Source organism: Pseudomonas sp. FBCC-B1667 (genome assembly GCF_059133255.1).
In genome coordinates this window covers 4493011-4509746 of record NZ_CP101437.1, presented here as the reverse complement: position 1 = coordinate 4509746, position 16736 = coordinate 4493011, and the positions used below count along the sequence as shown (strand labels likewise).

Annotated in this window: 15 protein-coding genes and 3 pseudogenes; 7 read left to right on the top strand and 11 right to left on the bottom strand. The window is 61.0% G+C overall.

What is annotated here, in order from left to right:
- Positions 1-158: 158 nt before the first annotated feature.
- The 4 genes and pseudogenes from NL116_RS20885 to NL116_RS20870 form a co-directional block, all read right to left on the bottom strand.
- Positions 159-857 (bottom strand): annotated as a pseudogene (locus NL116_RS20885) (OprD family outer membrane porin); the annotation flags it as partial.
- Positions 858-918: 61 nt separating this feature from the next.
- On the bottom strand, positions 919-2268 hold the full coding sequence (locus NL116_RS20880; RefSeq protein ID WP_494373838.1) for a GntT/GntP/DsdX family permease: 1350 nt from the start codon (positions 2266-2268) through the stop codon (positions 919-921).
- Positions 2269-2467: 199 nt separating this feature from the next.
- Positions 2468-3052: a hypothetical protein gene (locus NL116_RS20875; RefSeq protein ID WP_494373837.1), complete on the bottom strand. Its 585-nt coding sequence runs from the start codon at positions 3050-3052 to the stop codon at positions 2468-2470.
- 155 nt (positions 3053-3207) lie between these two features.
- Positions 3208-3387, bottom strand: a pseudogene (locus NL116_RS20870) (hypothetical protein); the annotation flags it as partial.
- On the opposite strand from NL116_RS20870, the gene NL116_RS20865 reads away from it, so the two are divergent.
- The gene (locus tag NL116_RS20865) at positions 3329-3577 is read left to right on the top strand and encodes a hypothetical protein (protein ID WP_494378171.1); all 249 of its coding nucleotides are present in this window, start codon (positions 3329-3331) and stop codon (positions 3575-3577) included. The pseudogene NL116_RS20870 and the gene NL116_RS20865 overlap by 59 nt on opposite strands.
- A gap of 158 nt (positions 3578-3735) precedes the next feature.
- Here NL116_RS20865 and NL116_RS20860 read toward each other — a convergent pair whose 3' ends face one another.
- Complete coding sequence (locus NL116_RS20860) at positions 3736-4887, bottom strand: MFS transporter (protein WP_494373836.1); 1152 nt, start codon at positions 4885-4887, stop codon at positions 3736-3738.
- Positions 4888-4982: 95 nt separating this feature from the next.
- On the opposite strand from NL116_RS20860, the gene NL116_RS20855 reads away from it, so the two are divergent.
- Complete coding sequence (locus NL116_RS20855; RefSeq protein ID WP_494373835.1) at positions 4983-5975, top strand: diaminopimelate epimerase; 993 nt, start codon at positions 4983-4985, stop codon at positions 5973-5975.
- Positions 5976-6095: 120 nt separating this feature from the next.
- Here the strand turns inward: NL116_RS20855 and codA are convergent, their stop codons facing one another.
- The 4 genes from codA to NL116_RS20835 all read right to left on the bottom strand — a co-directional run bounded on the left by codA (position 6096) and on the right by NL116_RS20835 (position 9938).
- Positions 6096-7340 carry a cytosine deaminase gene (gene codA, locus NL116_RS20850; protein ID WP_494373834.1) on the bottom strand — a complete coding sequence of 415 codons (1245 nt, stop codon included), beginning with the start codon at positions 7338-7340 and terminating at the stop codon, positions 6096-6098.
- Between the two features lie 97 nt (positions 7341-7437).
- Complete coding sequence (locus NL116_RS20845) at positions 7438-8262, bottom strand: alpha/beta fold hydrolase (protein WP_494373833.1); 825 nt, start codon at positions 8260-8262, stop codon at positions 7438-7440.
- A 155-nt stretch (positions 8263-8417) separates the two neighbouring features.
- Positions 8418-8774, bottom strand: coding sequence for a 6-carboxytetrahydropterin synthase QueD (gene queD / locus NL116_RS20840; RefSeq protein WP_494373832.1), 357 nt, complete (start codon positions 8772-8774; stop codon positions 8418-8420).
- An 84-nt stretch (positions 8775-8858) separates the two neighbouring features.
- The gene (locus tag NL116_RS20835) at positions 8859-9938 is read right to left on the bottom strand and encodes a patatin-like phospholipase domain-containing protein (protein WP_494373831.1); all 1080 of its coding nucleotides are present in this window, start codon (positions 9936-9938) and stop codon (positions 8859-8861) included.
- A gap of 261 nt (positions 9939-10199) precedes the next feature.
- On the opposite strand from NL116_RS20835, the gene NL116_RS20830 reads away from it, so the two are divergent.
- From NL116_RS20830 to NL116_RS20815, 4 genes are read left to right on the top strand one after another with little or no spacing between them, the layout of a single operon-like run.
- Positions 10200-10508, top strand: coding sequence for a PepSY domain-containing protein (locus tag NL116_RS20830; RefSeq protein ID WP_494373830.1), 309 nt, complete (start codon positions 10200-10202; stop codon positions 10506-10508).
- Positions 10508-10813: a PepSY domain-containing protein gene (locus NL116_RS20825; RefSeq protein WP_494373829.1), complete on the top strand. Its 306-nt coding sequence runs from the start codon at positions 10508-10510 to the stop codon at positions 10811-10813. Before NL116_RS20830 ends, NL116_RS20825 begins: the two co-directional genes overlap by 1 nt.
- 3 nt (positions 10814-10816) lie before the next feature.
- Positions 10817-11485: a response regulator transcription factor gene (locus NL116_RS20820; protein ID WP_494373828.1), complete on the top strand. Its 669-nt coding sequence runs from the start codon at positions 10817-10819 to the stop codon at positions 11483-11485.
- Entirely contained in the window at positions 11482-12795 is a 1314-nt protein-coding gene (locus NL116_RS20815; protein WP_494373827.1) for a sensor histidine kinase, read from the top strand. The genes NL116_RS20820 and NL116_RS20815 overlap by 4 nt, the downstream gene beginning before the upstream one ends.
- 149 nt (positions 12796-12944) lie before the next feature.
- Here the strand turns inward: NL116_RS20815 and NL116_RS20810 are convergent, their stop codons facing one another.
- Positions 12945-13700 (bottom strand): methyl-accepting chemotaxis protein, encoded by a 756-nt coding sequence (locus tag NL116_RS20810; RefSeq protein ID WP_494378105.1) that lies wholly within the window; start codon positions 13698-13700, stop codon positions 12945-12947.
- 102 nt (positions 13701-13802) lie between these two features.
- Positions 13803-13949 (bottom strand): annotated as a pseudogene (locus NL116_RS20805) (HAMP domain-containing protein); the annotation flags it as partial.
- A gap of 1442 nt (positions 13950-15391) precedes the next feature.
- On the opposite strand from NL116_RS20805, the gene NL116_RS20800 reads away from it, so the two are divergent.
- Complete coding sequence (locus tag NL116_RS20800) at positions 15392-16708, top strand: Na+/H+ antiporter family protein (protein WP_494378104.1); 1317 nt, start codon at positions 15392-15394, stop codon at positions 16706-16708.
- Positions 16709-16736 lie beyond the last annotated feature (28 nt).

Genomic DNA, 16736 nt, shown 5'->3' with positions numbered 1-16736 from the left:
GTCTTGCTCTTGCTATAGGCCGGAGTACCTCTCATCTATCGCCGCACCCAGGCCATGGGGCTGATGTCGTCGGATTGCAAACTGCACGAAGCATGGCACCGACATTTCTGCCGGGTTATCTGAAGCATAATCAGCTTCGCGCAGATATCCACTCGCCAACCCACCCGACAAAAATCGTTCCCTGAAAACACGCCCCTGTAGCGTTCACCCGCACGGGCAAAGTTCTGGATCATCTTGTCCGTGGGCAGGTAAACGCTGCCGCCACCGGCACCTTTGCCCACCAGGCTGCCCTGGTTGGGCTGGACGAAGTTGCTGCCATCGCTCACCTGTTGATGCCCCAGCGACACCGAATGGCCGCCGTTCACGTAGGTGATCATCGCCGCCCAGGTGTCGTTGTCGATCTCGCCGTTGTTGTCTTCGGTGTAGCCCGATGTGCCGTAGCCTCGGGCCCGGCCGGAGGCGGTGCTGTTGGCGCCGGTCGACGTGGTGTTGAAGTAACGCAGGTCCGTGGTGAGAGAGCTTTTGCCGTCAATCGGCAGAACGTGGACCAGCCCCAGGAAATTCTGGTTGTAGAACTCTTCCAGCTGCGCGAAGTAGTACTGCGCCTTCAAGTCCTTGGTGATGCTGTAGTCGCCGCCGGCGTAGTAGAACTTGTTGCTGTCCTGCGTAGCACCGGGGACCGACAGACCGGTGCGATCCGTCGAAGCCCGGCCAACCGCATGTTCAAGCACGCCGCTGGTCACGGTCAGGTTCTCGATGTCGTTCGAGGTGATTTGGGCACCCGTGAATGACTGCGGCAACACGCGCGCATCGTTGGCGATGAGGATCGGCAACTGGGGCAGCAAGGTGCCGTAGCGATGAGCGACCTGAGCATCAGGCCGTCGGGGTGACGTGGTAATTGAGTCGAATAACGTGCGGTTAAATCAGGTAGGAAAGGCCCACGGTCAGGCCGAAAGCGACCACGGAAATGATGGTCTCAAGCACAGTCCAGGTCTTGAAGGTCTGGGCCACGGTCATGTTGAAGTATTCCTTGATCAACCAGAAGCCGCCGTCGTTGACGTGGGAAAAAATCACCGAGCCGGCACCGGTCGCCAGCACCAGCAATTCCGGGTGCGGATAACCCAAGCCAATCGCCACCGGCGCGACGATCCCCGAGGCGGTGGTCATCGCCACCGTCGCGGAACCCGTGGCAATGCGCATCAGCGCGGCGAACAACCAGCCCATGATCAGCGGCGACAGGTGAAATTCGTGGGCCAGGCTGACGATCTGGTCGGTGACGCCGGCGTCCACCAGGATCCGGTTCAGACCGCCGCCGGCGCCGACCAGCAAAGTGATGCTCGCCGTGGGTGCCAGGCATTCGTTGGTGAACTTGAGGATTGATTCACGGCTGAAGCCTTGGGCGATGCCGAGGGTCCAGAAGCTCAATAAGGTCGCCAGCAACAGCGCGATGACCGAGTTGCCGATGAACAGCAGAAACTGGTTAAACCCGCTGCCCGGCGTGGAAATCAGGTTGGCCCAGCCGCCGATCAGCATCAGCACCACCGGCAACAGAATGGTCGCCATGGTGATGCCGAAACCCGGCAGGGTGTCGCGCGGTTCGCGGTCGAGGAACTGGCGCTCCAGCGGGTTCTCGGCGGGCAGTTGAATGCGCGGCACGATGAACTTGGCGTAAAGCGGACCGGCAATGATTGCCGTCGGAATCCCGATCAAAATCGCGTACATCAACGTCTGCCCGACCGACGCGCCATACACCTGCACCGCCAGCATCGCCGCCGGGTGCGGTGGCACCAGGGCGTGAACCACGGAAAGCCCGGCGACCATCGGCAAACCGACCATCAGGATCGACACGCCGACGCGGCGCGCCACGGTAAAGGCAATCGGCACCAGCAATACAAAACCGACTTCGAAGAACAGCGGCAACCCGACCAGAAACGCAATGCAGACCATCGCCCAGTGCGCGTTCTTCTCGCCGAAGCGGTCGATCAGCGTCCGCGCCACCTGCTCGGCACCGCCGGACTCGGCCATCATCTTGCCGAGCATCGTGCCCAGCGCCACCACCAGCGCGATGTGGCCGAGGGTTTTGCCCACTCCCGCCTCGTAAGCGCCCACCACGCCGGACGCCGGCATCCCGGCCAACAAGGCCAGGCCGATGGAGACCAGGGTGATCACAATGAAGGGATTAAGTCGGTAACGGGCGATCAGCACGATCAGCGCAATGATGGCGATGGCGGCATACACCAGCAGCCAATAGCCGAAGGACAGGGTCATGCGGTACTCCTCGAAAGGGTCACGTCGAATGGGTTGTGAAACGCTTAAAACATTTCGAGAGGTGATTTTCAAACGAGGCGAAAGTAATTTTCGTGGAGGGATAAGGCGTGTCGCATAGAGGTACGGCTTGTCGTTGTTTTTGAAACTGGGAGAGGCGGATTTTCATCCTGGCGGCGGGGGTTCAGCGGGGGAATCGCGGTCAGATAACGGCGCAGCAGCAATAAACGAGGGCCAGCAATGCGGTGATTGCAAATGAGCCTAACGCCTTGGCCATGGCATGGTGCGCCGGCGCCACAGGCTCGAGCGGGGGTTGCCAGAAGGGGTCCGACAACGCTACGCGTTGATCGTAATGGTGGCGAATGACCTTGTAGGTGTATCGCAAGCCCATCAGCAGCATCAGCACAAGCAGGCTGAGTATCACCTTGCACATCAGGGCAGGTTTAGCGTCGGGCTCCATTTCCTGAAGGCACGCCGCACTGTTGACTTCCAGGACGCTGATTTGTCCGAGCGCCATCTGTGGTTGCCGGGCGCCCACGTGGATCGCCGACTGTTGTTCCAGGTCAACAGCTTGGTATTTCCACAGGGTGGTCGAGCCTTCGCGGCAGTAGGTGAACGCGACGGGGTCTGGCGCCGCCACAATGCACGCGTCGTTGATGTTGAGCTTTTTCAGGGTCTGATCGGCTGACCGGGTGAAATCCAGGTCGAGGACAGGAATGATCCCGGTGGCAGAAGCGCCCACCGAAAACAGCACGCTGCTGACGAAACAGATTGCCGAAGCCTTCAAGGTATTTTTTCCTTGTTTTTCATCAGCGTAGTGAAAAGCGCAGGTAGCGTGGTTTCGCTTGATTCGATGAGTCTAGAAGGCGGGTGGCAGCAGGACGTCAGGCTGCAAAAAAAACGTCGATAATGGCCGAAATGGCACCTGCTTCCAGTCGGGCATTATTGCGATACCCGGTTCAAAGATTTTGTGATCACCGCCGATGCTGTAGGCGCGTGGCTCGCCCGCAACGTCGATTGCAGATTTTCCAACCCGTGCTGATTCAGGGTGTTGATCTCGGTAATGTCAGCCTTCAACGCCTCAACTATCGACGTCTATTCTTCGGTCGCTGCCGCCACCGACCAAGAAATGTTCGGCCCGGTGCCGCGTATCGACGCCGGTAGGGTGTGGGGCAACCTGCACGTGTTGCTGGCTCCGGCGGTGCCGTTTGGCGCAATCAAGCAATCGGGTATGGGCTCAGTTCAACTCCCAGAACTATTGGTAAATAGAAATCCGCCCCAAGATTCAGGCGCATCCATTTTTCGGAAATGAGCGACACCTGTCGCACCTGAACAATCCCTGTCTCGCTAGGTATTCAGCCTCGGAGAGTCATGGAGCATCCTTTGCAATCGAACAAGACGTTGCAGTATGAACAGTGTGGGGTTGTGATAGTCCGAGTCGGATTCATCGCGGGTTTGCCCGCGATGCTTTCAGGCGTTTAACACCTTGCCGCCAATGGCCACCGCCACCAGCAACACCGCCATCAACCCAAAGGCAAAACTTAAACTGCTGCCATGGGCGATAAACCCGATCACCGCCGGGCCGGCGAGGATTCCCGCATAACCCAATGTGGTAATGGCCGGCACGGCAATATGTTCGGGCATGACCGTCTGTTTGCCGACGGCGGTGTACAGCACCGGCACAATGTTCGAGCAGCCCGCACCCAACAACGCATACCCCACCAGCGCCGTTTCCCAGGCCGGTGCGAAGGTGGCCAACGCCAGGCCTGCTGCGGCCGTCAGTCCACCGAATACCATCACCCGCGTCGCACCCAGACGCCGGACAATCCGGTCACCGGTCAAGCGCCCGGCGGTCATGGTCAACGCAAAGGCCGCATACCCCAGCCCCGCATACGCCGTGTCGATCCCGCGCTCCTGCGTCAGAAACACCGCACTCCAGTCGAGCGCCGCGCCTTCGGCGAGGAACACGATGAAGCACATCCCGCCAATGAACAGCACGATGCCATGGGGCACCGCAAACGCAGGGCCCGTGCTTTCGCTGCCATAAGGCAACAGGTGCGGCGCCGCTTTCAGCAGGGCAAGAACCAGCACTGCGATCACCACCCACATTGCGCCCAGCGGTGAAATGCCCAGGCCGAGCATGCCGCTGACCCCCGCCGCGCCGACGATCCCGCCGAGGCTGAACATCCCGTGAAACCCCGACATCATGTTCTTGCCGCTGGCCCGTTCGACGATCACTGCTTGCAGGTTCACCGTCGAATCCACCGTGCCCAGCCCAGCGCCGAACATGAACAACGCGGCGATCAACGCTGGCACTGACGACACCGTCGCCAGCAACGGCAACGCCGCGCAGATGAGCAACGTCCCGCCCGCCGCCACGCGCCGGCAGCCGAAACGTGATGCCAGCAACCCGGCCATCGGCATCGCCAGAATCGACCCGACCCCGAGGCACAACAGCAGCAGGCCGAGCGTCCCTTCATCCAGCCCGGCCCGTGCCTTGGCATACGGCACCAGCGGCGCCCAGGCGGCGATGCCGAGACCGGCGATGAAAAAGGCGATGCGGGTGGACATCTGCTCGAGACGGCCGGGAACAGATGAGGTTGGGGTCTTGAAGCTGGTCATATCAATCCTTGGCAAAAAACGTCTCCACATCCTTGCACAGCCTGTCGCGGTTTCGCGATATCGTCGACCCATTGATTGTCCAGACAGGAGGTGACATGACGCGGATTTACGATGCACGGGGCAACATTTATATCGTCGTGACGCCTGAGGTTGTGCGCGCTAGCGGCATTGATTTGCCTGAACAGGCTGACCTTGCCGCGCAAACCCGCGAGCAGTGGGCGTTGGCCGCGATCGACGCGTTTTGTGGCTGGGCCCCCGGCACTCAGCCGCCTGGCAGCAAGGACCATCGAAGCGACGGTTTGCTGGTGGGGCCGTTTCAATCGGCGCCGCCGTATGACCTGCTGATCGTCAATACCGACGGCACGTTGGCCGAACGCAGTGGCAATGGGCTGACGATTTTCTCCCAGTCGCTCAGTGAGCAGGGGTTGATGCCGCAGGAGGCCGGGTGTCTGCTGCGGGTTCATCACGACAAAACAGACACGGTTTCGCCGGGCGAGACGTCGGTGATACCGGCCGAAGTCGATGGCGTGCAAGGGTTCTGGCTGGACTTGGGCAAACCCTTGTTCGGGCCGCAAGCTGTGAGCGCCCACGGGGTTGAAATTGCTCAGTTGAATGGTCGGGACGTCAGCCATGTCGCGCCATTGTCGGCACTTGATCCTTCTTGGAACCACAGCCAGTTTGTACGCGTCGGCAATCCGCATTGCGTGACGCTGGTGGCGGACGCGGCTGCGTTGCCGAGCAATGAGCAGATGCGTGAACCACCGTTGGCTGAAGGGTTGCTGCGGATTGCGTATGCCATGCCGGCCGGGGCTGGTGAGCCGTGTCCGGCGGGGGTGAATGTGCAGTGGGCGATGCTTGAATCCGAAGGTCGGGTCGTCGCGCGGGTGTTTGAGCGCGGGGAAGGGCCGACGGCGTCTTCGGGCACCAGCGCCAGTGCGGTGGCGTGTGCGGCGTGGCGGGTCGGTTGGGTGTCGGCGGGAGAGGTGAACGTGGTGATGCCGGGCGGCACGGCGCCGATTTTGCTGGAGCAAGTGGAGGGGGAATTGAGTCGGGTCAGGCTGTTTGGTACGGCTCGGTTGATGGGTTGACTGTCAGACCGCCTTCGCGAGCAAGCCCACTCCCACATTTGACCGCATTCTTCTGGGAGAACTCGGTCAAATGTGGGAGTGGGCTTGCTCGCGAAGGGGCCAAAACATTCGATAAAGATTTCAGCTCAGACCACTGAACTCCACCACCGGCATCGTCCGCTTCATCAGCAACTGGCCGCCGCGCACCGAATACAGCGGCAAGCCCTGGCTGCGAATCACTTCGTAATCACTGTCCGCCGACAGCACCAGCAAGTTCGCCGGCCGTCCTGCCTCCAGCCCATAACGCTCGCCGAGGTTCATCGCCTTGGCGCTGTTGTCCGTTACCAGGTCCAGCGCACTTTGCAGGTTACGGTAACCGAGCATGTGGCAGATGTGCAGTCCCGCTTCGAGCACTCGCAGAATGTTGCCATTACCCAGCGGATACCACGGGTCAACGATCGAGTCCTGGCCGAAACACACGTTCATCCCCGCTTCGAGCAGCTCGTTGACCCGGGTCACGCCACGGCGTTTCGGGAAATTGTCGAAGCGTCCTTGCAGATGAATACTTTCAGTGGGGCAGGAGACAAAACTGATGCCGGAATGCCCGAGCAAGCGGAACAGTTTGGCGCAGTAAGCGTTGTCATAAGAACCCATCGCCGTGGTGTGGCTGGCGGTGACCCGCGAACCCATGCCGCGGCTGCGCGCCTCTTCGGCCAGCACTTCGAGGAAGCGTGAATGCGGGTCGTCGGTTTCGTCGCAATGCACGTCTACCAGGCAACCGGTGCGCTCGGCCAAGTCCATCAGGAACTTCACTGAACTCACGCCCTGATCGCGGGTGTACTCAAAGTGCGGAATGCCGCCGACCACATCGGCGCCCATGCGGATCGCTTCTTCCATCAATTCGCGGCCATTGCGAAACGACTCGATGCCTTCCTGCGGGAACGCGACGATTTGCATGTCGATCAGGTGCCGGCTTTCTTCGCGCACCTCGAGCATCGCCTTGAGCGCGGTCAACTGCGGGTCGGTGACGTCGACGTGGGTGCGCACATGCTGGATACCGTGGGCGGCGAGGGTCTGGATGGTTTTCTTGGCGCGTGTCCTGGTGTCTTCCTCGGTGATCGTGACCTTGCGCTCGCCCCAGCACTCGATGCCTTCGAACAGCGTGCCGCTCATGTTCCAGCGCGGCTCGCCGGCGGTCAGCGTGGCGTCGAGGTGAATGTGCGGCTCGACGAAGGGCGGCACCACCAGATTGCCACCGGCGTCCAGGTCCTCGGGGCCCAGGGTCGGGGCTTCGGTCTGTCGGGCGATGGTGCGAATCAGGCCGTCTTCCAGGTGCAACTCATGCAGGCCTTCTTGATTGCGCAGGCGGGCGTTGATGATGAGCATGAGGCGAGTCCTTTGGGTTGATGACTCTAAATTAGCGCGGCAGTGGCGATCCTTGCCAGTGCCGCGTGACGAAACACGACACAGCCCTTTGTAGGAGTCATTGAGTCAGAGGCAGGAATTTCAGCAATGCCGCGACGATGGCTTCAGGCGCATCTTCCTGCACCAGATGCCCGGCATTGGGAATCGGATGAAACTGCGACCCCGGTATCAGCTGATGCAGCGCCCGTCCGCGTTCGATGGGGATCCACTGATCGTCCTCGCCCCACAGAATCTGCACCGGGCACCGAACAGTCGGGTACAAACCTTCTGCCTCGCGGGTATAACGCTCGTCCATCTGGGCAATCTGCCGATAAAACGCCGCTTGCCCCCGCTCCCCCAGCCAGGGCTGCACGTAGGGCAAGAGTTCTTCATCGGGCATTTCGCGCCTGATCGCGCCGCGAATGTAGGCCGGCACGATGGCTTGTTGAATGTAATCCGGCACGCCACTGAACGCCGCTTCATGCTGGCGCACATGCTGCACGAACGGTGAGCCCCAAGGTGTCAGCGCTACGGGGTCGATCAATGTCAGGCTGCGGTAATTCTTGCCGTTCAGCAGATGCGTGCGCAACGCGGTGGCGCCACCGAAATCGTGGGCCACCACGTCGGGCCGCTCGATGGCCCAGTGATCGAGCAAATGCGCCAGCAACTCGTTCTGCACACCCAGCGACACGTCGCCTTCGATTTTCTCCGATTGGCCATAGCCCAGCAGGTCGAAGTAATGCACCCGGTGCGTGGCAATGAAGTGCGGGGCAATGCGATGCCACACATAAGAAGAGAAGGGTGTGCCATGCACGAACACCAACGCCGGGCCGTCACCGTGCACGGCGTAGCGAATCCGGTGCCCGTTGAAGCGGTATTGGCGGTCCAGCAGCCAGTCAGCCATGTGCGTGTCCTCTTGGCGGGGGGCGAGGGGAAAAGCATAGGCATAAAAAAACAGCCCTGAAGGCTGTTCGAATACTCACTGACGAAACGCATTCCCAATGTGGGAGCGAGCAAGCCCGCTCCCACAGGGGGATTTGTGTTGGCTTTTAGGACGGATTACTCGCCGTGATAGATGCAGCCGCTGGTGCACGTCTCGTGGATGCGGATCGCGCTGAGTTCCGGCAGCAGCGGCTTCAATTCAGTCCAGATGAATTTGGCCAGCACTTCGCTGGTCGGGTTTTCCAGGCCGGGAATGTCGTTCAAGTAGTTGTGGTCCAGCCGCTCGTAAAGCGGCTTGAAGATCGCCTTGATTTCCGAGAAGTCGCGAATCCAGCCGGTGTGCGGGTCGAGGTCGCCGCTCAAGTGGATCGCCACTTTGAACGAGTGACCGTGCAGGCGACCGCACTTGTGGCCTTCCGGTACGTGGGGCAGGCGGTGGGCGGATTCGAACGTAAACTCTTTGAAGATTTCCACAGTGATTTCAGCTCTGTCAGGTGGCGATCGCCGCGGCGATGTGGGCAGGCGGCGAGTTTACCAGAGCTGCGGGCGAAACACTGACTAAAGGGTCAGCAAGCGCTCGCCGAGGCGACCATTGGCGGCCAGTTCGAGGAACTCATCACCGAGGCGACGGCTTTCGTCCATGGCGGCGCGCCAGTATTTCTGCCGCGCCGGCGCATCGCCCATGAAGCGTTTGAAGTCGTTACGGTCCGGCAGTTTGCCGTAGGGCAGGCGCGCCAAGTACTCCTTCGACGGCGCCAGCAGCAGAACGTCCTGCAAGCGCGCAGGGCAGGCACGACGCCACGGCAGGGTCTTGTCGAACCAGCCGGGAATCACCCGGTCAGTGAAATGCGGGTACAGCACGATGTCGTTGCCGCTGTAGGGCAGGTCGAGGTGGTAGTCGAGCAGACCGCCATCGCGGAACGTCCCCGCACCCGCGCCGGGCAAGTCGCGCACGCCTTCCATCACCATCGGGATCGAACCGGAAGCCAGCAGCGCCTGGCGCAGGTTGCCGGCATTGAGCGCGACGAAACGCGACGGGAAGTCGTTCAGTGCATGGACCGGTGGGGCCAGGCGCGGGTCGTGGATGATCAGCCGTTCGAAGTGCCGCGACAGCCGCGCGCGACCGCGCAAGTTGTCGGCGATTACTGAGCCTAACGCCAGCCCCAGCCGGCCGCGATGATCGTCGGCCAGGTTGCCGTGGCTTTTGACCACCATGATGTTCAACCGGTAATTCGCGTTGCTCAGGATCGAGGCGTCGCGGCCGTCGAGCAGTTCATCGAGCATGCGCTGCGAGCTCTGGCTGATCTGCGCCATGGTCACGCCCTTGGCGAAGTTCTGCTCGGTGTACAAATGCCCGAGGCGGCGGATGCCTTCGGCGGCGTCCGGCAGGCAGGCGCTGGCGAAGCGCCAGGAACCGACCGAGGCGCCAATCAGCGAGCGTTCGCGCGGTGCTGTCGGTAGCCATTCGCCAAACAACGCCAGGTCCAGACCTTGAATCCCCAACGCCTTGGGGCCACCGGCAGCACCGGGCAGCGTGCCGACATCGGCGGCGCTCAAACCGTCTTTACGAATACGCGCCAACGCACGCGGGCCGGCCTTGAGCGTCAGGGAAGGGAACTTGATGTGGAGGGCGGTCATACCGGTCTCGATGGTTGGCAAGCGCAAGATTATAAACAGACAACACGGTCATTGTAGGAGTGAGCCTGCTCGCGATAGCTGTGGGTCAGTTAATACATGTGTCGACTGATCCACCGCTATCGCGAGCAGGCTCACTCCTACAGGTATCGGGTCAACCTTCAATGTCGTGTTGCCATCTTTCATGATGGCAATTCAGTTTCAATTAAGTTCAGCTCGCTAAGGTGCCCTTCGTAAGCAACACATAAAAATACGGAGACACCCATGAAAACCCTGACTGCCCTGTCCGCCGCCTCGATCATTGCCATGACCGCCAGCCTCGCCCACGCACGCGACCTCGGCCCCGACGAAGCCCTGAGGCTGCGCGACGCTGGTACCATTGTGTCTTTCGAGAAGCTCAATGCCACGGCTCTGGCCAAACATCCCGGTTCAAAAGTGACCCAGACCGAGCTGGAAGAAGAGTACGGCAAGTACATCTATCAGGTTGAGCTGCGCGACCCACAGGGCATCGAGTGGGATCTGGAATTAGACGCTGTCAGCGGCCAGGTTCTCAAGGATCATCAGGATACGTAATGAAGGTGCGTTCATTTTCACGCATAGCGCTGGTGCTTCTGGTGTTTTGCTCGGTGGTTCCGGCCCGCGACCTTGATCAGGACGAAGCCCTGCGCCTGCGTCAACAGGGGGTGATCCTGCCACTGGAGCAACTGCTGCAGCAGGCGCTGGATCGTTATCCCCGCTCCAAACTGCTGGAAGCCGAGCTGGAAGAAAAGCACGACGTCTACATCTATGAAGTCGAGTTGCTGACCGACGAGGGCGTGGTCCGCGAGCTGGACATCGAGGCCGCCAGCGGCCGTTTACTGAAAGACAAGGAAGATTGACCGATGCGATTGCTGCTGGTGGAAGACCACGTGCCGTTGGCGGACGAATTGATGGCCGGCCTCAACCGTCAAGGTTATGCGGTGGATTGGCTGGCCGACGGTCGTGATGCGGTCTATCAGGGCAACAGCGAGCCCTACGACTTGATCATCCTCGACCTCGGACTGCCGGGTTTGTCGGGGCTTGAGGTATTGGCGCAATGGCGCGAAGGCGGATTGTCGACGCCGGTGCTGATCCTCACCGCTCGCGACTCCTGGGCCGAGCGCATCGAAGGTCTCAAGGCCGGTGCCGACGATTACCTGACCAAGCCTTTCCATCCGGAAGAATTGCACCTGCGGGTTCAGGCGCTGCTGCGCCGCTCCCACGGCCAGTCCAATCAGCCGACACTCAAGGCGGCCGGGCTGCATCTCGACGAAGGCCGTCAATGCGTGACCCGCGACGGCGCCGACATTCAGCTCACCGCCGCCGAGTTTCGCCTGCTGCGCTATTTCATGCTGCACCCTGAACAGATCCTCTCCAAAAGCCACCTCGCCGAGCACCTCTACGACGGTGAAACCGAGCGCGATTCCAACGTGCTGGAAGTTCATGTCAACCACCTGCGACGCAAGCTCGGTCGCAGCGTGATCGAAACCCGTCGCGGTCAGGGTTACCTGTTCGGCGGGGCTGCTCAGTGAGGTCAATCCAGCGCCGCTTGAGCCTGGGACTGATCAGCGTCATGGTCGTCGTTGGCCTGGTGCTGGCGCAAACCAGCCTGTGGCTGTTCGAAATGGGTTTGCAGCGCTACCTCGAAGCCGGGCTGCGCGACGACAGCGAAAACCTGCTGGTGGCGCTGGTCCGTGGCCCGCAAGGTTTGCAACTGGATGAGCGGCACCTGTCACCGGCCTATCAACGGCCGTTCTCCGGGCATTACTTTCGCATCGACTTCGACGATAACCACTGGCGCTCCCGTTCGCTGTGGGATCAGGAACTGCCGCAACTGGAGCATCCGGGCCTGCACAGCAACCTGCAATTGGGGCCGGAAGGGCAGCAGTTGCTGGTATTGCGTTCCGACTATCGACGCCTCGGGCAATCCATCTCCATCAGCGTCGCGCAGGATTACACCCCGGTCCGCGAAAGCTTCAGGCGCATGCAGCAAGTGGGGCTGGGGTTGGGCCTGACCGGCTTGCTGCTGATTTTGCTGCTGCAACGCATCACCGTGCGCCGCGCGTTGCGCCCGCTGGAAAAGGCCCGCGAACAGATCGCCCAGCTGCAACAAGGCCAGCGCTCGCAACTGGATGATCAGGTGCCGGTGGAACTCGAGCCGCTGGTGGCGCAGATCAACCATTTGCTTGCGCACACCGAAGACAGCCTCAAGCGTTCGCGCAATGCCTTGGGGAACCTCGGGCATGCCTTGAAAACCCCGCTGGCGGTGCTGTTGAGCCTCGCCTCCAGTGAAAAGTTCGACGCGCATCCCGAGTTGCGTAAAGTCCTCAAGGCGCAGCTGGAACAGGTCCAGCAACGCCTCAACCGCGAACTCAACCGCGCCCGATTGTCCGGCGACGCGCTGCCGGGGGCGTTGTTTGATGGTGATGGGGAACTGCCGGGGCTGTTGGCAACGTTGAACATGATTCATGGCGAACACCTGGCGCTCAGCTACCGCGCACCGGCCGGTTTGCAATTGCCGTGGGACCGTGAGGACTTGCTTGAACTGCTCGGTAACTTACTCGATAACGCCTGCAAATGGGCGGATGCCGAGGTTCGTTTGAGCGTGAGCGAGACGGCGGGCGGGTTTGAGTTGAGCGTCGAAGACGATGGGCCGGGGATTCCCGAAGACCAGCGGGCTCAGGTGTTCAGTCGCGGTACGCGACTGGATGAACAAACCGATGGGCACGGGTTGGGGCTGGGGATTGTGCGCGACATCGTCGACACGTGGGGCGGGGTGCTGCGCTTGGACGAGAGCGAGTGGGGCGGGTTGAAGGTCGTGATCGAACTCCCCAAGCGCTGACCTCAATCCCAGACCCACCGAACATCACATGTGGGAGCGGGCTTGCTCGCGAATGCGGTGCATCAGTCGACATCTCTGTGATCTGACACACCGCCTTCGCGAGCAAGCCCGCTCCTACATTTTGATCTTCAGCGGACGCAGTAACCGGGTCAGACCCGGAACTGATCCATCAAGCTCTGCTGCTGATTCGCCAGGCTGTTCAGCGACTGGCTCACCCGCGCCGATTCGTTTGCCTGCCCCGACAGCGATTCCGTCACGTCGCGAATCGTCGCCACGTTGTTGTTGATCTCTTCAGCCACTGCGCTCTGTTCTTCCGCCGCTGATGCAATCTGCAGGTTCATGTCGCTGATCACCGTCACCGCATCGCCGATCTGGCGCAGCGCGGTCACGGCCTGGCTGACCTGCTCGACACTGCCCTGAGCCTGACGATGGCTCTTGTTCATCGAACCGACCACGTCCTGGGTGCCGCTCTGCAATTGCTCGATCACCAGACGGGTTTCCTCGACAGACTCCTGAGTGCGGCGCGCGAGGTTGCGCACTTCATCGGCGACCACGGCAAAACCGCGTCCGGCTTCACCGGCACGGGCGGCTTCGATGGCGGCGTTGAGGGCCAACAGGTTGGTTTGTTCGGCAATCGCGCGAATCACTTCCAGCACCGAACCGATTTTCTCGCTGTTCGCCGCCAGCCCTTCGACCTGCACCATGGCCGCGCTCATGTCGGCGGCGAGGTGGTCGATGCTGGTGGTGGTCTGGTCGATCACGGTCAAACCGCGGCGAGTCGCCTGATCCGCATCCTTGGCCGCCTGCGCGGCTTGCGCGGCGCTGCGGGCAACGTCCTGGGCGGTGGCGCTCATTTCGTGGGACGCGGTGGCGACCTGATCGACCTGCCGGTATTGCTGCTCCATGCCGGCGCTGGTCTGGGTGGCGATAGCGGACGACTGGTCCGCGGTGCTGCGCGCGTCCTGCACCGAGCGTTTGACCTCGGCGATGATCGGTTGCAGCTTGTCGAGGAAACGGTTGAACCAGCCGGCCAACTGGCCCAGTTCGTCCTTTTTGTCATAGGCCAGGCGCCGTGTCAGGTCGCCTTCGCCGCTGGCGATGTCTTCCAGCATGTGCGCCACACCGAGGATCGGTTTGGTCACGCTGCGGGCCATCAGCCACACCAGCAACAGGCCGATCAACGCCGCCAGCACGCCGAGGCTGAGCTCGACCAGGGTGCCGGTGGTGTTGCTGTCGTCGAGTTGTTTTTTCAGTATCTCAGCCGGGCCGACCAGGACTTTTTCCGGCACGTCGAGCAGCACGCCCCAGGATTTACCTCCGGGAATCGGCTGGAACGGCGCCAGCACTTTCAATTGGTGATCGTTGTGCAGGCTTTCGGTTTTGCTGCTGCTGGCGAGCATGCGGATCAGCTCGGCGCCGTTGGCCGTGTCCACGGCGTCCAGGCGCTGGCTGAGTTTGCTGGCGTCGGCGCTGTAGCCGGCGAGCAAACCGACCGGACTGAGGATGCTGACATTGGTCTGGCCGTCATAGAGTTTTTTGCTCGCGCCCTGACTCATCGCCTGCAGGCTGTTGAGGTTAATGTCCACCGACAGCGAGGCGATCACTTTGCCGTTGACCATCAGCGGAAACACGATGCTGGTCATCAGCACGTTCTGGCCGTCGATCACGTAGAAGTACGGTTCGATCACGCACGGTTTGAGCGAAGTGCGCGGGCAGGTGAACCAGGCGTTGGCGGGTTCGCCGCTGGGGCCGGTGCTGGTGTCGGCCATGTCACTTTCCGGCAGCGCCATGGAGGTGACCTTGCCCGGTGTCGGCTGCGACCAGTAAAGGGCGAAACGGCCCTTGTCGTTGCTGCCCAGTTCCGCCTGGCCGGTGAACAGTTCGTCCTTGCCGTCCAGCGCATTGGCTTCGAACACCAGCGACAGGCCGAGCAGCTCCGGGTTGGCTTGCAGCGCCGACTTGACCTGGCGGGTCAGGTCTTCGCGCAGGTCGAACGCGTCGAGAAAGCGCTTTTCCGCCTGATCGCGCAGGAACAGCACCTGACGCGAGAAGCCGTGACCATATTGATAGGCGTCCATGAACTGCTGGCGAATCAGCAGGGCCTGGTTTTCACCCTGGGATTCGATCCGCGCCTGGGCGGCTTCGGTAAGCATCTCCATGCTTGAGGCTTTCACCATCTCGGAGCTGTGCTCCATGCGGTACAGCGAAAGACCCACCAGCAGGGTCACGATGCCGGCCAGGCAAAGCCCGGCCAGCAGGGTAATTTTCCATTGGATGGAAAGTTGTCTAAGTGACATGGAGAGGTCCTTTATTCGATAAATATCTGAGACTTTGCACTGTAGCGGCCGTGATCCGGCTTTCTTTATCCATGCGCTCAAATAAGAAACGAAACAAAATTTGTAGCAACAACCGCAGCCCTCGCAGGATTGAGCCTGCCAGGGGGTTGCCAGCGGCAATATGGGGCAGTGTTGGCTTTGACAAGGCGCCGGTGCTGCGGCACAGTGCGCGCCCTCTAATAAAACCCATGACTTAATCCGCTGGCGGCTCTTTGCAGACTGCCGGCTGAGTTCATTTCGCGTGCCTTGAGGTAACGATGATTAATGCTGTAATTGCTGCGGTCGGCATCATGCTGATCCTCAGCCTGTCCCGCGTGCACGTAGTGATCGCGCTGATTGTCGGCGCGTTGGTGGGTGGCCTGACCGGTGGCCTGGGTATCGACGCCACGCTCAAAGCCTTCAACAGTGGCCTCGGCGGCGGCGCGACAGTGGCGTTGTCCTATGCCTTGCTCGGCGCGTTCGCCGTGGCGATTGCCAAGTCCGGCATGGCCCATGCCCTGGCGGACAAGGCCCTGGCGATGGTCGATCGGCAACACGCCAGCGGTGGCGGTCAGGTCAAGTGGCTGCTGATCGGTTTGCTGTGGGTGGTGGCCATTGCTTCGCAGAACATTCTGCCGATACATATCGCCTTTATCCCATTGCTGGTGCCGCCGCTTTTATACGTGCTGACCAAGCTGCAACTGGATCGCCGGTTGATTGCCTGCGTGATGACCTTCGGTTTGATTACCCCGTACATGTTTCTGCCGGTGGGGTTCGGCAACATTTTCCTCAACGAAATTCTGCTGGCCAACGTCGCCCGCAGCGGTGTGGACATCAGCGGCATCAACGTCACTCACGCCATGGGCATCCCGGCGCTGGGCATGGTGTTTGGCCTGGCGGTGGCGTTTTTCAGCTACCGCAAGAAGCGCGTCTACGACCTGGAAAAAATCGAGCAAGTCGAACAGGTGGCGGTGCAGTACAACCCGTTGAGCCTGATGGTAGCCGGCGTGGCCATCGTGGCGGCCTTCATTATTCAGTTGTTGCTGGACTCGATGATCATCGGCGCCCTGGCCGGGTTCCTGATTTTCTCGGTGTCGGGCATTGTGAAATGGCGCGAAACCGACGACCTGTTCACCGAAGGCATGAAGATGATGGCGATGATCGGCTTCATCATGATCGCCGCGTCCGGGTTTGCCGAGGTGATGAAAGCCACCGGCCAAGTGCAGACGCTGGTGGAGTCCTCGGCTTCGTGGATCAACCACAGCAAGGGCGTCGGCGCCTTATTGATGTTACTGGTGGGGTTGCTGGTGACCATGGGCATCGGTTCGTCGTTCTCCACCGTGCCGATCCTGGCGGCGATTTTCGTGCCGCTGTGCGTGCAGCTGGGTTTCAGCCCGCTGGCCATCGTCTGCATCGTCGGCACGGCCGGCGCCTTGGGTGACGCCGGCTCGCCAGCCTCGGACTCGACGCTGGGACCGACCTCGGGCTTGAACATCGACGGCCAGCATCACCACATCTGGGACACCGTGGTCCCGACGTTCCTGCACTACAACCTGCCGCTGCTGGCGTTTGGTTGGGTCGCCGCGATGGTTTTGTAAACACCACCGATCAAATGTAGGAGTGAGC

Excerpts from the sequence above, each read along its gene's own strand:
- NL116_RS20810 (WP_494378105.1), bottom strand. The coding sequence starts at position 13,700 with ATGGAGCAGCAATACCGGCAGGTCGATCAGGTCGCCACCGCGTCCCAC.
- NL116_RS20865 (WP_494378171.1), top strand. The coding sequence starts at position 3,329 with ATGTCAGCCTTCAACGCCTCAACTATCGACGTCTATTCTTCGGTCGCT.
- NL116_RS20825 (WP_494373829.1), top strand. The coding sequence starts at position 10,508 with ATGAAGGTGCGTTCATTTTCACGCATAGCGCTGGTGCTTCTGGTGTTT.
- NL116_RS20860 (WP_494373836.1), bottom strand. The coding sequence starts at position 4,887 with ATGACCAGCTTCAAGACCCCAACCTCATCTGTTCCCGGCCGTCTCGAG.
- NL116_RS20855 (WP_494373835.1), top strand. The coding sequence starts at position 4,983 with ATGACGCGGATTTACGATGCACGGGGCAACATTTATATCGTCGTGACG.
- NL116_RS20820 (WP_494373828.1), top strand. The coding sequence starts at position 10,817 with ATGCGATTGCTGCTGGTGGAAGACCACGTGCCGTTGGCGGACGAATTG.
- NL116_RS20880 (WP_494373838.1), bottom strand. The coding sequence starts at position 2,268 with ATGACCCTGTCCTTCGGCTATTGGCTGCTGGTGTATGCCGCCATCGCC.
- NL116_RS20830 (WP_494373830.1), top strand. The coding sequence starts at position 10,200 with ATGAAAACCCTGACTGCCCTGTCCGCCGCCTCGATCATTGCCATGACC.
- codA (WP_494373834.1), bottom strand. The coding sequence starts at position 7,340 with ATGCTCATCATCAACGCCCGCCTGCGCAATCAAGAAGGCCTGCATGAG.
- NL116_RS20845 (WP_494373833.1), bottom strand. The coding sequence starts at position 8,262 with ATGGCTGACTGGCTGCTGGACCGCCAATACCGCTTCAACGGGCACCGG.
- NL116_RS20835 (WP_494373831.1), bottom strand. The coding sequence starts at position 9,938 with ATGACCGCCCTCCACATCAAGTTCCCTTCCCTGACGCTCAAGGCCGGC.